The organism is Sphingomonas sp., from assembly GCF_039594485.1.
Lineage (GTDB): Bacteria > Pseudomonadota > Alphaproteobacteria > Sphingomonadales > Sphingomonadaceae > Sphingomonas.
Window position 1 is genome coordinate 79,677 of the sequence record NZ_JBCNNI010000010.1, and the last position, 16,461, is coordinate 96,137.

The window sequence follows — 16,461 nt, forward strand, 5'->3', positions numbered from 1 at the left end:
CCGCTACCCGCCCCGCCGCAACCCTGCCCCGATGAACCAAAGCCCGGTGATTCCGGGCTTTTTTGCTGCCCACTGCCGTTTTTACGCCTGGCCGGAACCGGCACCGGACTGAATTGGCACGCCCCTTGCTGTGTGGAGCCCGAACAAGGGCCTTAACCAAACAGCATGACCGTCCAACCCGTCTCTCAAGCCAGAGTCCAATCGGCCATCGCGCTGGCGTCCAGCCGCACGGGTGTCGATTTCGGCTATCTGCTCGGCCAGGCCAAGCTGGAGTCGGGGCTGAACGCCAATGCGCGGGCGGGCACCTCCTCGGCCTCGGGGCTGTATCAGTTTGTCGAGCAGAGCTGGCTGTCGGTGCTGAAGAAGCATGGCGCCGAACATGGCCTGGGCTGGGCGGCGGACGCGATCGGCCAGTCGGGCGGGCGCTATTATGTGGCCGGTGCTTCGCGCTCGGCGATCATGGGCCTGCGCAACGATCCCACCGCCGCCTCGCTGATGGCGGCCGAACATGCCTCGGACAACAAGGCCGCGCTGGAATCGACGCTGGGCCGCGAGGCCAACGGCACCGACCTGTACATGGCGCATTTCCTGGGCCTGGGCGGCGCGACCAGGTTCCTGGGCACGATGGCCAGCAACCCGCAGGCGAGCGGTGCGGCGCTGTTTCCCGCCGCCGCCCGCGCCAACCGCTCGGTCTTCTATACCTCGAACGGTCAGCCGCGCTCGCTGTCCGACATCTATGACCGCTTCGCCGCCAAGCTGTCGGACACGCAGACCGACAGCGATGAGACGCGCGCCGCCAACCTGCAATTCGCCGCCCAGGCCCTCGCCCTGTCCGGCATGAACGGGGACGCCACCGTCGTCACCGGCAACAATGAAAGCGCCGCCGATGCGATCGCCTGGGCCAACAGCACCATGAGCCAGCTCGGCCTGCGCGGCGGCGCCGCGACCGGCGACAGCGTGCTGCGGCCCAAACCGGATCATGCCCGCCTGGCATACATGATGCTCGCGAGCATGGGGGGCTAAGGAATGGGCAAGCTCCTCTCCAGCGGCCGGACCATGGCCCTGCCGACCGCGATCCTGCTGCTCGTCCTCGTGATGGTCGTGCCGATCCCGCCGGCGCTGCTCGACATCTTCTTCGTCGCCAATATCGCGATCAGCCTGGCCGTGCTGATGGTCGCGCTGAACGCGGAAAAGCCGCTCGACTTCTCGGCCTTTCCGACCGTCCTCCTCTTCGCCACCCTGTTCCGCCTGGGCCTGAACGTCGCGTCCACCCGCATCGTGCTGGTCCATGGCCATGAGGGCGAGAGCGCGGCGGGCCATGTCATCGAAGCGTTCGGCACCTTCCTGATCGGCGGCGATTATGTCGTCGGCCTCTTCGTCTTCGCGATCCTGATGATCATCAACCTGATCGTGGTGACCAAGGGCGCGGGTCGCGTGTCGGAAGTCTCGGCCCGTTTCACCCTGGACGCCCTGCCCGGCAAGCAGATGGCGATCGATGCCGACCTGAACGCCGGGCTGATCACCCCGGACCAGGCCAAGGCGCGCCGCGTCGAGGTGTCGACCGAAGCCGATTTCTACGGATCGATGGACGGTTCGTCCAAGTTCGTGAAGGGCGACGCGGTCGCCGCGATGCTGATCCTGGCGGCCAATGTCATCGGCGGCCTGATCCTGGGCCCGGTCAGCCACGGCATGGGCGTCGCCGACGCCGCCAAGACCTATATCCTGCTCGCCATCGGCGACGCGCTGGTCGCGCAGCTCCCCTCGCTGATGCTGTCGATCGCCGCCGCCGCCATCGTCACCCGCGTCTCGTCCGACAAGGATCTGGCCGGCCAGATCGGATCGCAGTTCGGCGCGTCCAAGACCTGGATTCCGGTCGCCGTCATCCTGGGCCTGCTCGGCGCGCTGCCCGGCATGCCGCATCTCGTCCTGCTGCCCGCCGCCGCCATTGCCGGGTTCACCGCCTGGAAGCTGCGCCAGATCGAGAAGCGCCCGGTCATCGCCGCCGCACCGCCCGCCGCCGAGCCGGTCGACCCCTCGCGCATCGCCTGGGACGAAGTCATCGACGGCATGCAGGTGCATATCGACATCGGCTATGGCCTGGTGCCGCTGGTCGACGAGCGTCGCGGAGCCCCGCTGATGGCGCGCATCACCGGCGTCCGGCGCCAATTGTCCAAGGATCTGGGCTTCGTCGTGCCGCAGGCCCGCGTCCGCGACGACATCAACCTGGCGCCCTATAGCTATCGCATCCTCGTCAACGGCGTCGTCGCCGCGGAGGATCAGGTGTCGCCCGACGAGATGCTGGCGCTCGACACCGGCCAGGCCTTCGGCACGCTCAATGGAAAGCCGGTCAAGGACCCCACTTTCGGCCTGCCCGCCACCTGGATCCTGAAGGGCGATGCCGATGCCGCCACGGGCATGGGCTATCTCGTCGTCGATCCGGGCACCGTCATGGCGACCCATCTGAACCATGTGCTGTCCACCAACGCATCCGAACTGCTCGGCCCCGACGAGGTGCAATCGCTGCTCGACGGCCTGAAGGAACGTGCCGCGCAACTCGCCGCCTCGCTCTGCCCGACGCCGCTGCCGCTGACCACGCTGACCCAGGTGCTGAAGGGCCTGCTCGCGGAGAATATCAGCCTGAAGGAATTCCGGCGTATCGCCGGGGCCATCGCGGTCGCCGCGCAGAAGTCGCAGGACGCCGAGGACATCATCGAGATGATCCGCCCGAATCTCGGCGCGCTGATCGTCCAGAAGCTGTGCGGCGTGCGCGAACCCTTGCGCGTCATGACCCTGGACGCCCAACTCGAAGGACTGCTGGGCCAGGCGATGCGCGCCGACGTGTCGCGCCGCCATGTCATCGAACCCGATCTGGGCCAGCGGATCACCACCGCGCTGACCCAGGCCGCCCAGCCCCTGATCGCCGAGGCCAAGCCCTTTGCCCTCGTCGTCCAGCCGGGCGTGCGTCTGGCGATGCGCAAGCTGTTGCGCACCTGCCTGCCGGACACACCCGTCCTCTCCTTCTTCGAAGTACCGGAAGACAAGCCGGTCGAAGTCGTCGCCGTCATCGGCGCCCCCCATCACTCCCAGCAACAGGCGATTGCTGCATGACCTCGCACCCTTTCAGCGGCGCATTCATGAACGCCCAGCCGATCAATCCGGCGAGCTTCGATCCCGCGCTGGCCAACCCCACCATGGCCGACAAGCCGATCACCTATCGTCCCGCGCAACGCGGTGCCGGGGGCGATCCGGGCGCGCTGATCCGCCAGCACCTGCCGCTGGTCCGGCGCATCGCGTGGCATGTCCATGGCTCGATGTCGAACCTGATCGAGGTCGAGGATCTCGTGCAGGTCGGCCTGGTCGCGCTGGTCGAGGCCGCCGCCTCGTTCGAGGAGCGCGGGGTCGAGTTCGGCCATTATCTGAAGGCCCGGCTGCGCGGGGCGATGATCGATGAGTTGCGGCGTCAGGCGACGACGACGCGCGGGGCGATGCGCCGCCGCCGCGACTATGCCAAGGCGGTCGCCGCCCTCACCCAGGCGAGCGGCCAGGCCCCGACCGACGAAGCGGTCGCGCGGACGCTGGGCGTCACGGTCGAACGCCTGCGCACCGAATACCGGACCGCGGAGGCCGTGCGGATGGAGGCGATCGAGGATGTCTATTCGGACGATCTGCCCTGGTTCGCCGACGACACGCCCGACGCCTTCGAGCAACTCGCCGAAAGCGACCTGCGCGACGCGCTGATCGCCGCGATCGCCGGATTGCCCGAGCGCGAGGCGCTGGTGATCCAGCTCTATTATGTCGAGGAACTCAATCTGGAGGAAATCGGCCAGGTGCTGGGCGTCGGCGCCGCGCGCATCTGCCAGATCAAGAGCGCGGCCCACGCCAAGCTGAAAAAGGCGCTCGCCGCGCAGGCGTGAGGGGGTGCTTTTTCCCATTACGGGTCATGGCCGTCGTCATGACAAGCTGATAGGCTGAAGCGCGATGGCGCTTCCGCTCGATACCCTGGATATTGTCGAGATCGTCCGGCCGATCGACAGTGGCATGACACATCCTTTTCTTTGTCAGCTCGAGGATGATCAACTCTATGCGGTCAAGGGGCGCCAGGCCCTGCCCCATGGGCTGGTCGCCGAGGTCGTGGCAGGGTGTTTGGGCCAGGCCATGGGCCTGCCGATCCCACCGTTCGTCATTGGCCGAATGCCGGGATCGCTTCTGCGCCATCATGGCGAAACGCGTGCGGCGCGCGCGATCGGCGAAGGTCTGGTCTTCGCATCCGCCTGGCAGGAAGCGGTGCAACCGGTAACTCCGGCGACCCTCGATGCGCAACCCGCGGTGCTGCTGGCCCAGCTCTACATCTTTGATCACTGGATCGGGAATGGCGACCGGTCACTGACGGAACATGGCGGAAATCCCAATCTTTTCGTGCGACTGGAGAATGGCCAGCTCGTCGCGATCGATCACAATCTCGCATTTGCGCTGGATTACGATCCCGGACATGAGCTACCGCTCCATGCCGGACGCAGCGCGTGGAGCGGCTTGCGCAACCGCGATGCACTGTGCCGCCGGATCAACGAGCGAATGACCGACGCGCAGGCTCTCCTCCCCGCCATCCTGGATAGCCTGCCCGAGGAATGGCTGGACGGACAGGGCAGTATGCTCGATCATATCGCCAGCATGCTGGATCGGCGAACCGATCCGTCTTTCTGGGCGGAACTGGGATGAAGACGCTTTATCGCTATGCGATCATTCGGTTCAGCCCTTTTGCCGAAACCGAGGAATTCGCGAATATCGGCGTTATTGCCGTCGATGTTGCGCATGGCCAGATCGGATATCAGATCGCGCCCAAGCGTTTTTCGCGGATCCGCCATTTCTTCGACGAACAGGGCTATGCCGCCTATGCCGGCGCGGTCGCGCTGCTCGAACTGGAACTGGGACGGATCAGCGAGTTTCTGCCCAGCTATGGTTCATGGGACGGCGAGCAGGCTTTCAACGAGATCGTCACGCGCCGGGAATCCAGCATCCGCTTCAGCGAACCGCGCGTTGCGCAGGCGGATCCGCCCCTCTCGCATTTCGTGGCGCAGCTCTATGGCCGCTTCGTCAAGCGCGACTTTTCGACCGATACGCCGGAAGTTGCCCTGACCCGCGATATTCGCAAGGCCCTCAAGCGCCGCCATCTCGGCTTTTTCAAGCAGATCGAGATCGACGACGAGGTGGTTTCGGTCCGCTTCCCGCTGGCGCATCGGGGTGATCGGCTGCGCGCCATCCGGCCGCTGTCCTTCGGCCACAAACGCCCCATGGCGATCGTCGACTATGCGGCGCACTGGCGCAAGCGATTGGAATATCTGCTCGACCGGAACCAGATCACGCCGCGCGACATCCTGATTGCAACGCAAGGGCCTACGCCGGATGCCGAGTCCGCAGCCCATCATGCCTATCGTCTGGCGAAGGAAGAACTGGGCGACCTGCCTTTCGACGTCGTGCCTGGAGAGGTCGATGGCGATATCAATGAACGGATCATCGCCTTTGCACGGGATTCGATCGGCCCGACCCGGTTGACTTTCTGATCGTCTGGAATTGGCCCTGCAACACATAAACCCCGACGGCATCGCTGCCGCCGGGGTTTGTCCTGCAAACCGGTCCGCAATGGCGCAGCCGGTTGGCCCCGGCACCCGAGTGGGGGCGCGGTGCCAGGGCGCTCAGGAACCGGAAATTACTGTCCGAGCAGCTTGAGCACGCCTTGCTGCGACTGGTTGGCCTGGCTCAGCATCGCGGTCGACGCCTGGCTCAGGATCTGCGCCTTGGCGAGCGCGGTCGTTTCGACCGAGTAATCGGTATCCTCGATCCGGCTACGCGCGGCGGAAAGATTGGTGGCGTTGGACGTCAGGTTGTTGATCGCCGACTGCAGCCGGTTCTGCACCGCGCCCAGGCCAGACCGGAAATTCGCCACCTTGGCGATCGCGGTGTCGAAATCCTCCAGGGTCGGCGGCGTGGTGGACTGGAGCTTCGAATTGGTGAAGTCGATGATGGTGGTCAGGGTGGCGTCGGTCTTCAAATTGCCGAACGTCATGGTCAGCGCATCGGTACTGTACGCGCCCGCCTGGATCTGCACCGATCCGGCATTGCCCGCGGTGCCGTCGAACAGCTTCTGACCATTGAACGTGGTATTGGTCAGGATCGTCGAGATCTGGGCCGACAGGGCGTCCTGTTCGACGGTGATGCTGGTCTTGTCCTGCGTCGAATAGGTCGCATTGGCCTTTTGCACTGCCAGCTCGCGCATCCGCTGGAGCATGTTGCTGACTTCCTGGAGCGCGCCTTCCGCTGTCTGCGCCATCGAAATGCCGTCATTGGCATTGCGAACGCCCTGATTCATGCCACGGACCTGGGCGGTCATGGAGGACGTGATGGCCAGACCGGCCGCGTCGTCCATGGCGGAATTGATCCGCTTGCCGGTCGAAAGGCGGTTCATCGACACATCCAGACCGGTCTGGGCGGATACGGATGCGTTGGCGGCGCGTAAGGCAGAGATATTGGTGGCGATCACCGTCATGGTTGTTCTCCAAGGCTGGAGCTCTCCGCCGCCCCCAAGGCGAAGGTCGAGCTGCCACCACGGAAAACGGCCGCCTTTCGCCGCACTTTAGGAAAAAAAGTGCAGCGGGCGACGAATTCTTTTGGCTGCCCCCCGCCATCTCATTGAAATAGCGGGGGAACAGTTATCGGGGGTTCAGGGGATAAACCCCCGAGCCGGGGATTAACCGAGCAGCTTGAGCACGCCCTGCTGCGACTGGTTGGCCTGGCTCAGCATCGCGGTCGACGCCTGGCTCAGGATCTGCGCCTTGGCGAGCGCGGTCGTTTCGGCCGAGAAGTCCGTGTCTTCGATGCGGCTCTTGGCCTCCGACAGGTTGGTCATGGTCGAGGTCGTGTTGTTGACCGCCGACTGAAGCTGGTTCTGCGTCGCACCCAGGCCGGCACGGGCCGTCGCCACCGCGCTGATCGCCGAGTCATACTGGTCGAGCGTCACTGCCCCGACCGAGGTGGCCGTCGGCGCGGTGCCACCGGCGCCACCCGTCACGGCCTTCATGGCTGCATTGCCGTTCGTGCCACCGGTGAAATCGGTCGACTTCAGCGTCACCGTATCGTTGGTGCCCGCACCGGTCTGGATGGTGAAGCCGGTCGCGGCACCCGAGTCGAACAACTTGTTCTTGTTGAACGTGGTATTGCCCAGCACGCTGTTGATCTGGTTGGCGAGCGCCAGCTGCTCGTTGTTGATGTTGGCGGTATCGGTGCTCTGATAGGTGCCGTTGGTCGACTGGACCTTCAGCTCGCGCATCCGCTGCAGCATGTTGTTGACTTCGTCCAGCGCACCCTCGGCGGTCTGCGCCATCGAGATGCCGTCATTGGCGTTGCGGATGCCCTGCGCCATGCCGCGGATCTGCGAGGCCATCGACGAGGAGATCGCCAGGCCCGCCGAGTCGTCCGCTGCCGAATTGATCCGCTTGCCGGTCGACAGGCGCTGCATCGACACGCTCAGCGCATTCTGGGCCAGGTTGCTGGCGGCAGTGGCGCGCATCGCATTCACGTTCGTCGCAATAACAGTCATCGTTCATCCTCCGAATAGCCTGACGGGTCCCTCGCTGTCCCCTGGGACCGTCGAGCCGTCGAAGTGGAGAACGGCCGCATTCCGGCAGGTTTTAGCCGCCGCCCGGCAAATATTCGCCGTAAAGTTTTGCCGGTTTTGCCGTTTTATGCGCGGGCGATCGCACCTGCGCATCCGCCCGCCCGCGCCCGGAAAAAACTTGCCGTCGTGATTGCCGTATTAACCACGGTTTTACCAAAGATGCCGCATTCGGGAGTCGCGAAAGGACTTCCCACCGATGCCGTCGATTCACCCCACTCCCGCGCTGGTTAAGCAGAAATATGCGCTGATCTCCGCCTTGCGGGCGCAAGGTCTGGCGATCGCCGAACCGGATTCGCCGGTGCAGGCCGGGGACATGATCCTGGCGGCCCCGGGCGATGCGATCACGCATCCCGCCCGCACGGTGATCGTCGGCGATGGTCCGGTCCCTGCCATCGTTCCGATGCGCGACGGCCGCCCGACCACGGTGACCTATCCGTCGAGCGAGGCGGGTGTCGGCAACAGCTTCGTCCGCGCGCTGGTCGCGGGGCCGGAGATGCCGACCGCCGCCGATCCAGAAAGCCTGGCGCTCTTCACCCTGGCCGAGCGTGTCGCCCAGTCGGACATCACCGTCCTGATCAACGGCCCGACCGGCACCGGCAAGGAAGTGCTGGCCCGTACCATCCACGCACAGTCCAGCCGCGCCGCCAAGCCGTTCGTCGCGATCAACTGCGCCGCGCTGCCCGAATCGATGCTCGAGGCGCTGCTCTTCGGGCACCAGAAGGGCGCGTTCACCGGTGCGGCGCAGGCGGGCGAAGGCTTCTTCCGCGCCGCAGATGGCGGCACGCTGCTGCTCGACGAGATCGCCGAGATGCCGCTTCAGCTCCAGGCCAAGCTGCTCCGCGTGCTGCAGGAGCGCGAGGTGATCCCGCTCGGCGCGTCGATGCCGCAGTCGGTCGATGTCCGCGTCATCGCCTGCGCCAATCGCGACCTTCAGGCCGAGGTGGCCGCTGGCCGGTTCCGCGCCGACCTCTACTACCGCCTGTCGGTCTTCCCGCTGACCACCAAGCCGCTGGCCGAGCGTCGCCTGGACATCCCCGCGCTCGCCGCGACGATGATCCTGCGCCACGCCCTGGGCCGTGCCGTGATGCCCTGGCCCAGCGCCGCCGCGATCGAGAAGCTGGCGACGCACAACTGGCCGGGCAATGTCCGCGAGCTGGAAAACGTCATCCAGCGCGCGCTGCTCTTCGCGGGCGGCGCGACCATCGAGCCCGAGCATATCGTGTTCGACCGCCCGATGGTCGCCAACGACACCGATGACATGCCGCTGACCGTGACGACCGCGGAAGCCACGCTGGGCAAGGTCGTGCAGATGAGCGAGTTCGCCGCGATCCGCGAGATGCTGGCCGCGTGCGGCGGCAACCGGGTCGAGACCGCCAAGCGCCTGGGTATTTCGGAGCGCACGCTGCGCTATCGCCTGGCCAAGGCGCGCGAGCAGGGCGAGGAGATCATCCGTCCCTCTAGCCGGGCCATGATGGCATGAGCGTCGGCGGTGTCGGCGGCGCGATGAGCGTCGACCGGGTGATGGCGCTGCGCGCCCAGATCCTGGAACGCAATCAGGCGCTCAAGGCGGCAAGCCAGGCCGGTGCCAACCAGGCGGCACAGGCCGCCCAGACTCAAGCCCCGGCCGCCCCGGCGACCTTCGCCGACACGCTGGAAACCGCGCTGAAGGGCGTGAACGAAGGCCAGCAACAGGCCGCCCGCCTGTCCGAATCCTACGAACGCGGCGAAACCGTCGACATCGCCAAGGTGATGATGGCCCGCCAGCAGGCGTCGGTCGGGTTCGAGGCCACGCTGCAGGTCCGCAACAAACTCCTGTCCGCCTACAAGGACATCATGAGCATGCCGGTGTAAGATGAGCACAGCCCTCACCCCCGCATCGACCAGTCCCGCACCGGCCCTGCCGCCGCTGCCGGAAAAATTCGCCAACCCGCTTCGCCAGATCAAGTCGGTGATGGCGCAGCCTGCCGTGCGCCGCTCCGCGCCGATGGCGCTGCTGATCGGACTGATCGCCGCCGCCGCGCTCGCCTGGATGGCGCTGTCCAGCCCGACGCAGAAGACGCTGTTCGAGAATCTCTCGGACGCCGACAAGCAGGCGGTGACGAGCGCTCTGTCGGCGGCGAACATCAAGAGCAAGATCAACGACGGCACCGGCGCGCTGACCGTCAACGAGGAGGATTATTCCCGGGCGCGGATGCTGCTGGCGGGCCAGGGGCTCCCGAAGCAGGCTCCCGGCGGCTATGCGATCCTCGACCAGCTTCCGATGGGCGTCAGCCGCGCGGTGGAGGGCGAACGGCTTCGCCAGGCGCGCGAGAGCGAGCTGGCCCGCTCGATCCAGGAGATCGACGCGGTGGCCGAGGCGCGCGTGCACCTCGCCATGCCGGAGGCTTCGGTCTTCGTGCGCGACCATGCCTCGCCATCCGCCTCGGTGGTGCTCAAGCTCAATGCCGGACGCTCGCTGTCCGAGGCGCAGGTCCAGTCGATCGTCAACCTCGTCGCCTCGTCGGTGCCGGGGATGAAGCCCGAGGATGTGACCGTCGTCGACCAGATGGGCGGCCTCCTGTCCAAGAAGGGCGCGGACGGCGCGACCGGCGACGATCGCCGCATCGATTTCCAGCGCCGCCTGGAAGAGAAATACCGCACCCAGCTCGTCCAGCTACTGACCCCGCTGGTCGGCGCGGGCAATTTCAGCGCCGAGGTGCAGGCCGAGGTCAATCTGGACGAAACCAGCGCGACCCGCGAACGCTATGACAAGGATGGCGCGCTGCGCGCCGAAACAGGCAACTGGACCGGCAACCAGAAGGACCCGACCACTCCGGGCGGGATTCCGGGTGCGCTGTCCAACACGCCGCCGCCGGCCAGCACCCTGCAGCAGCCGCAACCCGCCAATGGTGCGCCGGGCACGCCGCCCGCCGACGGCAAGCCCGTCGCCGGTGGTCCGGGCGTCAACCCGGAGAAGCAGTCGGACGCCTTCCAGCGCGCCTATGACCTGAACAAGGAAGTTTCGGTCACTCGCGCCGCGCCGGGTTCGATCAAGCGGCTGACCGTCGCGGTCCTGCTGCGCGACCCCGCCACCGGCAAGCGCAGCCAGGTGGAGATCACGCAGATTTCCGACCTGGTGAAGTCGACCGTCGGTTTCGACGCGCAGCGCAACGACAATGTGACCGTCATCAGCCGCAAGTTCGCCGACGCCACCATCGAGGACAAGCGGGCATGGTACGACAATAGCTGGCTGCCCGTCGTCGCCCGCAATGCGACCGCGCTCATCATCGCGCTGCTCGTCCTGCTGCTCGGCGTGCGGCCGCTACTGAAGGCGATGACCAAGAAGAAGGACGAGGCCGCCGCCACCAGGGCGCTGCCCATGGGAGCCGCCGACGGCGCGCAGTCGAACCTGTCCGGCCAGCCGGGCCAGATCGTCACCGGCCCCAACGGGACGCCGATGATCATCGGCGTGAACGGCGTGGCCGTGCCGATCGACGCCACCGCGCTGGCCGCGCTGGCCGCCGCCGGGATCAGCGTGAGCAACGCCCCGACCAACGGGCGCGAGCAGATCGAGGTGCAGGCGCCGGTGACGCTGGACGATATCGAGGAATCGACCGTGCTCGACGAACGGATCGTCAAGGTGCGCGGCTTCACCCGCGACAATCCCGCGCGTGCCGCGCTCGCCATCCGTGACATGATCCGCATGCCGGAGCCCCAGGAATGAGCGCCGCCGACGGCCCCCGCGTCTATTCCGGGGTCGAGCGCGCCGCCGTCCTGATGATGCTGGTCGGCGAGGACGAGGCCGCCGCCATCCTCCAGAAGCTGGACCCCGAAGAGGTTCGCGAGCTGGGCAAGGCGATGTATTCGATCGCCGATGTCAGCGAGGACGATGTCGGTGCGGTGCTCGACAATTTCGTCGGCTGCGCCCGCGCCCGGGCCTCGATCGCCTTCCAGCCCAAGCCGCTGGTCGAAAACATGATGAACCGCGCGCTCGGCCCCGAACGGGCGGGCAGCGTGCTGTCGCGCATCGTCCCCCCCGAGGCCCAGTGCGAGATCGAGATGCTCGACTGGCTCGATGCCACCGACATCGCCAAGATCGTCGAGAAGGAACATCCGCAGATCGGCGCCGTCCTGATCGCCAATTGCGACCCCACCGTCGCGGGCCAGGTGCTGGAACTGCTGCCCGAGACGATGCAGCCCGACATCCTCCACCGCGTCGCGCGGCTGGGGCCGGTGACGCCACAGGCGATCGAGACGCTGAATGCCGTGCTGTCCCGCCATGCCAGTGGCGGCAATGCGGGCGGCGGCGCCGGTGGCGGCAACGGCCTGGCGATGGGCGGTTCGCGCGAGGCCGCCAAGATCCTGTCGAGCGCGCGCAAGTCGACCGAGCAGCGGGTCATGCCCAAGCTGTTCAAGATCGACCGCGACGTCGCCAAGCAGATCGAGGAGGCACTGTTCATCTTCGAGAACCTGCTGGAGATGGACGACAAGAATCTGGGCACCCTCATCCGCAATGTCGACGGCGAAATCCTCATCCGCTCGCTCAAGGGCGCGGACGAGGCGGCGCGCGAACGCTTCCTGGGCTGCATGTCCTCGCGGGCGGCGGCGGGCATCCGCGACGAAATGGAAGGTCGTGGGCCGATGAAGCTGTCCGAAGTGCTCGAAGCGCAAAAGGCGATGATCGCCGTCGCGCGCAACCTGGCCAAGGAAGGAACGATCATGATGGGCGGCGGCGAGGACGATTATGTCTGATTTCGTCGCCGGTTTCTCCGCCCGCCAGAACGCCGCCGCCGCCGCGCTGCACCAGGCCTTCGCCCCGCCGGGCGGATTCGCCCGGTCGGACATGGCGGGCCTGGGCATCGACCTGGACTCGGGGCCGATCTCCTTCCGTCCGCGCTCGCCGGTACCCGGCGGCGCGGGTGATTCCGCGCCGGATGCGACGGCGCGTCCCCGCCATTTCCATCCCGCCAATCGCCAGGACGATCCGACGGAGGGCTGGGACCCCTTTGCCGCCTGCGAGAATCCGAGCACCGCGCAAACCGCCCCCGATCCGATCGAGGCAGCCCGCGCCGCCGGACATGCCGAGGGCTATGCCCAGGGCGTCGATACCGCGACCCGCGAATATCAGGCGCTGTTCGAGGCCCAGACCCGCGACGGCCAGCTGGTCGACGGCATCGCGCAGGCCATGGCCTCGCGCATCGACCGCAACCTGATGGCGACCCAGCTCCGCCAGACGGTGATGGCGCTCGTCACCCGACTGGTCGGCGAGGTCGGGATCGACGCCGACCGCCTGGCCGCGCGGATCGAGGGGGCGATCGACCTGCTCGCCGACAGCCATGAATCGGCGATGCTGCGCGTCCATCCCGACGACGTCCCGCTGCTCCAGGGTCGGGTGCCGCAAAGCATCTTCCCGGTCGGCGACCCGACCATCGAGCGCGGCGGCTTCGTGCTGGAAAGCGCCTCGACCATCGTGGAGGACGGCCCGACCCAATGGCTGCACCAGCTCGCGCAGGTGATCGACAAGGTGCAGGTACCGTCATGCTGAACCGTTTCACCGTCGATTATCTGGAAACGCTGGCCCAGGCCGATTTCTCGCCGCGCGCCACCGTCTGCGGCCGCCTGTCCTCCTTTGACGGGCTGTTGATGGAGGCGGTCGGGCTGACGCTGCCGGTCGGGACCGTCTGCGCGATCGGCGATACGGCCGAAGCCCGGGTCGAGGCGGAGGTCATCGGGTTCCGCAACGGCCGCACCCTCCTGATGAATCTGGGCGGTCCCGCCCCGCTGCTCCCGCGTGCGCCGGTGCGCCCGCTCGGCCCTCCGGGCGAGGCAGAGGTCGGCGCGGCAATGCTGGGCCGCGTGGTCGACGGGTCGGGCAAGCCGATCGACGGCCTCGGCCCCATTCGCGGCGCGGGACGCTGGCCGCTGGCGGGCAAGATGCAGTCGCCGCTCGATCGCGGCCGGGTGCGCGAGCCGCTCGATGTCGGCGTCCGCGCGATCAACGGCCTGCTGACCATCGGCCAGGGCCAGCGCGTCGGCATCATGGCCGGATCGGGCGTCGGCAAGTCGGTGCTGCTCGGCATGATGGTACGCGCCGCCAGGGCGGACGTGATCGTCATCGGCCTGATCGGCGAACGGAGCCGCGAGGTGGCCGACTTCCTGGAAACCAAGGTCGCGGGCGAGGCGCGCGCGCGCTCGGTCGTGGTCGCGGTGCCCGCCAATCACTCGCCGGTGCTGCGCATTCGCGGGGCCCTGCGCGCCACCGCCATTGCCGAGGCGTTTCGCGCCGAAGGCAAGAAGGTCCTGCTGATCATGGATTCGCTGACCCGCGTTGCGCATGCCGGTCGCGAGATCGGGCTGGCGCTGGGCGAGCCCGCCTCCGCGCGCGGCTATCCGCCATCGGCCATCGCGATGCTGCCCAACCTGATCGAGCGCGCGGGCGCCGATGCGCATGGCACCGGTTCGATCACCGCCATCTACACGGTGCTGGCGGACGGCGACGACGGCAACGACCCGGTCGTCGACTCGGCACGCTCGATCCTGGACGGCCATATCGTGCTCAACCGCCATCTGGCCGAACGCGGCGTCTATCCGGCGATCGATATCGGCCCGTCGGTCAGCCGCGTGATGACCGATATCGTCGGCAAGCCCCATGCCATGGCCGCCCGCACGCTCCGCCGTCATCTGGCGACCTATGAGGAGAATCGCGACCTCGTGCTGATGGGCGCCTATCGGGCGGGCGCGGACCCGGCGATCGATGCGGCCATCGCCTGCCACCCGGCGGTGATGGAATATATCCGCCAGGACGCCGATGAGATCGTGCCGCTCGACCATGCGGTCGAGGAACTGGTCGGCGTGTTCGGTCAGCCCGGCGCCTGATCCGGGGATAGCGCATCATGGCGACCCGACAACAGACGATGCTGAACCGGCTCCACCGGGTCCGCACCCTGCAACTCAACCTGACCATGGCGGACGAGGCACGCGCGCAGGCGCGGCTGGCGAGCGAACACCAGCTATCCGACCGTATCACGCAACTGGTCGAGGCGGTGACCCCCGCCCCGGCTCCGCCCATGTCCGCGGCCTCGCTGATGGCCAGCGCGCATTTCCGCCACCGCCTGCTCGAATCGTCCGACGCGGCGCAGGGCCGGATCGCCGCCGCCGAGCAACAGGCCGCCCGCGCCGCCGAGCAGACCCGCGATGCCAAGCGCGACCAGACGGCGGTCGAAAAGCTGCTCGAACGGGCCCGCGCCGCCGCGATCCGTGCCGAGATGCGCGCGCTGGAAGATATGCCCGCCACCGCCGGGCGCCATGCGCGAAACCGGCACGATCCTTGCTGATGAAGCTCTCGTCATGTCATCGATCCCCATCAGCCTCGCGACCGACACGCCGCCCGCCAGCCGGGCGCTGACCGCCCGCAACCGCGTGCCCGGGCAAAGGATGCAGTTTGCCGACCTTCTGAGCATCAAATCGACGGCCCCCGCGTCGCAAGCCGACCCGAGGTCGGTCAAGGATGACGACGACGCCTCAGATACCATGGACGGCAGCGGCGGCATGACCGGCAATGCCATGCGGCAAGAACCTGCCCCCTTGCCGCCGATCGACATCCCCATCGCACCGGATGAAAGCGCGGAGGCGGGCTCTCGCGAAGATATCGCTTCGGCAATCGGCTCCACCGATCAACGCGGCGGCCAGCACACCGTCACGGTGGCGACCGACACCATCGCCACCGTCCCGGCCGGGCTTGCCGAAGCGTCCCCCCCGTTCGACACCGCGCTGCTCGACAGGCTGGCCCAGGCCCATGGAACGGCAGCGACCGGCACGGACGGTTCCGCTTCCCGGCCTGCCCTGCGGCCGGTGGCCGTTTCCTCTGCCCCGGCCGCGCCGCTCGATACGGCCCTGCCCTCGACGTCCGCCGTCGGGACACAGGGGCCAGTGAACGTCGCCACGCCGGGCCAGGGCGCGCCGGTGGACACCGCGACCAGGGGTTCGGCAAGCGGGGCCAAGGTCGACACCGCGCTGCTCGACATGCTGGCCCGGGCCAATGGCATGGCAACGACCGATACGGGCGACTCCAACAGCAGGCCCAGCTTCCGGCCGGTCGCCGACCCTGCCATCCTGGGCAGGCCGCTCGATGCTCGCCTGCCCCTGACGTCCGCCATCGTGCCGCCGGGGCCGCTGAGCGTGACGGTGCCGGGCCAGGATGCACGGATCATGAGTCTGTTCGCCGGAACCCTGCGCGGCCTGTCCACCACCACCGGGGGAAAAGACGAGATCGGGGACGCGCCGAATCCGGCGCCCCCGACCGGGATCGATCCCGCCGCGCTGGGCGCCACCGACGGCATGTTGCCGGTCGCGGCCGCGCCCGGGGGCAGCGATCAGGCCCCCCTCGACATGACGCAGCAGCATTGGCCGCAGACCATGATCGACCGTATCGCCCGGATGAGCGAGGATGCCGCGACCGCCGATACGCGAATCCAGCTTTCGCCCGACGCGCTGGGCGGCGTCGCGGTCGCGATTCGCCAGGACGAGGGCACCACCCATATCCACTTCACCGCCGAACAGGCGGGTACCGCGACCCTGCTCGCCGATGCCCAGCCCGTGCTGCACCGCCTGGCCGAGGAAAAGGGCATGCGGCTGGGCGAGACGGCCGTGAACGGCGGCGGCGCCGGCCAGTCCGGCGGCGAGCAGCGCCCCGCGCCCCAGCCCTATCCCGCGCCCGGCACGCCTGCGCGCACCCGCGCCAACCCGTTTTCCGAGACGGCCACGGCTTCGAACGCCGACGCCGCCTCGCCTTCTTCCACCCGAATCGCCTGAGG

General features: G+C 67.5%; 16 protein-coding genes. 14 read left to right on the plus strand and 2 right to left on the minus strand.

Annotated elements, in window-relative coordinates:
- The first annotated feature begins 165 nt into the window (after positions 1-165).
- The 5 genes from ABDV78_RS06740 to ABDV78_RS06760 all read left to right on the plus strand — a co-directional run bounded on the left by ABDV78_RS06740 (position 166) and on the right by ABDV78_RS06760 (position 5,558).
- Positions 166-1,023: a lytic transglycosylase domain-containing protein gene (locus ABDV78_RS06740; RefSeq protein WP_343526586.1), complete on the plus strand. Its 858-nt coding sequence runs from the start codon at positions 166-168 to the stop codon at positions 1,021-1,023.
- Between the two features lie 3 nt (positions 1,024-1,026).
- Entirely contained in the window at positions 1,027-3,108 is a 2,082-nt protein-coding gene (gene flhA / locus ABDV78_RS06745) for a flagellar biosynthesis protein FlhA (RefSeq protein WP_343526587.1), read from the plus strand.
- On the plus strand, positions 3,105-3,914 hold the full coding sequence (locus tag ABDV78_RS06750; RefSeq protein WP_343526588.1) for a FliA/WhiG family RNA polymerase sigma factor: 810 nt from the start codon (positions 3,105-3,107) through the stop codon (positions 3,912-3,914). Before flhA ends, ABDV78_RS06750 begins: the two co-directional genes overlap by 4 nt.
- 64 nt (positions 3,915-3,978) lie before the next feature.
- A complete protein-coding gene (locus ABDV78_RS06755) occupies positions 3,979-4,716 on the plus strand; it encodes a HipA family kinase (protein ID WP_343526589.1) in 738 nt (245 codons plus the stop codon).
- Positions 4,713-5,558, plus strand: coding sequence for a DUF3037 domain-containing protein (locus ABDV78_RS06760; RefSeq protein WP_343526590.1), 846 nt, complete (start codon positions 4,713-4,715; stop codon positions 5,556-5,558). The genes ABDV78_RS06755 and ABDV78_RS06760 overlap by 4 nt, the downstream gene beginning before the upstream one ends.
- Before the next feature lie 146 nt (positions 5,559-5,704).
- Here ABDV78_RS06760 and ABDV78_RS06765 read toward each other — a convergent pair whose 3' ends face one another.
- Both ABDV78_RS06765 and ABDV78_RS06770 read right to left on the minus strand, forming a co-directional pair.
- A complete protein-coding gene (locus tag ABDV78_RS06765; RefSeq protein ID WP_343526591.1) occupies positions 5,705-6,541 on the minus strand; it encodes a flagellin in 837 nt (278 codons plus the stop codon).
- A gap of 201 nt (positions 6,542-6,742) precedes the next feature.
- The gene (locus ABDV78_RS06770; RefSeq protein ID WP_343526592.1) at positions 6,743-7,591 is read right to left on the minus strand and encodes a flagellin; all 849 of its coding nucleotides are present in this window, start codon (positions 7,589-7,591) and stop codon (positions 6,743-6,745) included.
- A 63-nt stretch (positions 7,592-7,654) separates the two neighbouring features.
- On the opposite strand from ABDV78_RS06770, the gene ABDV78_RS06775 reads away from it, so the two are divergent.
- The 9 genes from ABDV78_RS06775 to ABDV78_RS06815 are packed head-to-tail and all read left to right on the plus strand — an operon-like array spanning position 7,655 to position 16,459.
- Entirely contained in the window at positions 7,655-7,900 is a 246-nt protein-coding gene (locus ABDV78_RS06775) for a hypothetical protein (protein WP_343526593.1), read from the plus strand.
- On the plus strand, positions 7,866-9,149 hold the full coding sequence (locus tag ABDV78_RS06780; RefSeq protein WP_343526594.1) for a sigma-54 dependent transcriptional regulator: 1,284 nt from the start codon (positions 7,866-7,868) through the stop codon (positions 9,147-9,149). The genes ABDV78_RS06775 and ABDV78_RS06780 overlap by 35 nt, the downstream gene beginning before the upstream one ends.
- Positions 9,146-9,520 carry a flagellar hook-basal body complex protein FliE gene (gene fliE / locus ABDV78_RS06785; RefSeq protein ID WP_343526595.1) on the plus strand — a complete coding sequence of 125 codons (375 nt, stop codon included), beginning with the start codon at positions 9,146-9,148 and terminating at the stop codon, positions 9,518-9,520. Before ABDV78_RS06780 ends, fliE begins: the two co-directional genes overlap by 4 nt.
- A gap of 1 nt (position 9,521) precedes the next feature.
- Positions 9,522-11,372, plus strand: coding sequence for a flagellar basal-body MS-ring/collar protein FliF (gene fliF, locus ABDV78_RS06790; protein WP_343526596.1), 1,851 nt, complete (start codon positions 9,522-9,524; stop codon positions 11,370-11,372).
- A complete protein-coding gene (gene fliG, locus ABDV78_RS06795) occupies positions 11,369-12,400 on the plus strand; it encodes a flagellar motor switch protein FliG (RefSeq protein WP_343526597.1) in 1,032 nt (343 codons plus the stop codon). The genes fliF and fliG overlap by 4 nt, the downstream gene beginning before the upstream one ends.
- The gene (locus ABDV78_RS06800; protein ID WP_343526598.1) at positions 12,393-13,193 is read left to right on the plus strand and encodes a FliH/SctL family protein; all 801 of its coding nucleotides are present in this window, start codon (positions 12,393-12,395) and stop codon (positions 13,191-13,193) included. Before fliG ends, ABDV78_RS06800 begins: the two co-directional genes overlap by 8 nt.
- Complete coding sequence (locus ABDV78_RS06805) at positions 13,187-14,524, plus strand: FliI/YscN family ATPase (protein WP_343526599.1); 1,338 nt, start codon at positions 13,187-13,189, stop codon at positions 14,522-14,524. Before ABDV78_RS06800 ends, ABDV78_RS06805 begins: the two co-directional genes overlap by 7 nt.
- A 17-nt stretch (positions 14,525-14,541) precedes the next feature.
- On the plus strand, positions 14,542-14,982 hold the full coding sequence (locus ABDV78_RS06810) for a hypothetical protein (RefSeq protein WP_343526600.1): 441 nt from the start codon (positions 14,542-14,544) through the stop codon (positions 14,980-14,982).
- Positions 14,983-14,995: 13 nt separating this feature from the next.
- Positions 14,996-16,459: a flagellar hook-length control protein FliK gene (locus ABDV78_RS06815; protein WP_343526601.1), complete on the plus strand. Its 1,464-nt coding sequence runs from the start codon at positions 14,996-14,998 to the stop codon at positions 16,457-16,459.
- The last annotated feature ends 2 nt before the right edge of the window (positions 16,460-16,461 follow it).

Excerpts from the sequence above, each read along its gene's own strand:
- ABDV78_RS06740 (WP_343526586.1), top strand. The coding sequence starts at position 166 with ATGACCGTCCAACCCGTCTCTCAAGCCAGAGTCCAATCGGCCATCGCG.
- flhA (WP_343526587.1), top strand. The coding sequence starts at position 1,027 with ATGGGCAAGCTCCTCTCCAGCGGCCGGACCATGGCCCTGCCGACCGCG.
- ABDV78_RS06750 (WP_343526588.1), top strand. The coding sequence starts at position 3,105 with ATGACCTCGCACCCTTTCAGCGGCGCATTCATGAACGCCCAGCCGATC.
- ABDV78_RS06755 (WP_343526589.1), top strand. The coding sequence starts at position 3,979 with ATGGCGCTTCCGCTCGATACCCTGGATATTGTCGAGATCGTCCGGCCG.
- ABDV78_RS06760 (WP_343526590.1), top strand. The coding sequence starts at position 4,713 with ATGAAGACGCTTTATCGCTATGCGATCATTCGGTTCAGCCCTTTTGCC.
- ABDV78_RS06765 (WP_343526591.1), bottom strand. The coding sequence starts at position 6,541 with ATGACGGTGATCGCCACCAATATCTCTGCCTTACGCGCCGCCAACGCA.
- ABDV78_RS06770 (WP_343526592.1), bottom strand. The coding sequence starts at position 7,591 with ATGACTGTTATTGCGACGAACGTGAATGCGATGCGCGCCACTGCCGCC.
- ABDV78_RS06780 (WP_343526594.1), top strand. The coding sequence starts at position 7,866 with ATGCCGTCGATTCACCCCACTCCCGCGCTGGTTAAGCAGAAATATGCG.
- fliE (WP_343526595.1), top strand. The coding sequence starts at position 9,146 with ATGAGCGTCGGCGGTGTCGGCGGCGCGATGAGCGTCGACCGGGTGATG.
- fliF (WP_343526596.1), top strand. The coding sequence starts at position 9,522 with ATGAGCACAGCCCTCACCCCCGCATCGACCAGTCCCGCACCGGCCCTG.
- fliG (WP_343526597.1), top strand. The coding sequence starts at position 11,369 with ATGAGCGCCGCCGACGGCCCCCGCGTCTATTCCGGGGTCGAGCGCGCC.
- ABDV78_RS06800 (WP_343526598.1), top strand. The coding sequence starts at position 12,393 with ATGTCTGATTTCGTCGCCGGTTTCTCCGCCCGCCAGAACGCCGCCGCC.
- ABDV78_RS06805 (WP_343526599.1), top strand. The coding sequence starts at position 13,187 with ATGCTGAACCGTTTCACCGTCGATTATCTGGAAACGCTGGCCCAGGCC.
- ABDV78_RS06810 (WP_343526600.1), top strand. The coding sequence starts at position 14,542 with ATGGCGACCCGACAACAGACGATGCTGAACCGGCTCCACCGGGTCCGC.
- ABDV78_RS06815 (WP_343526601.1), top strand. The coding sequence starts at position 14,996 with ATGTCATCGATCCCCATCAGCCTCGCGACCGACACGCCGCCCGCCAGC.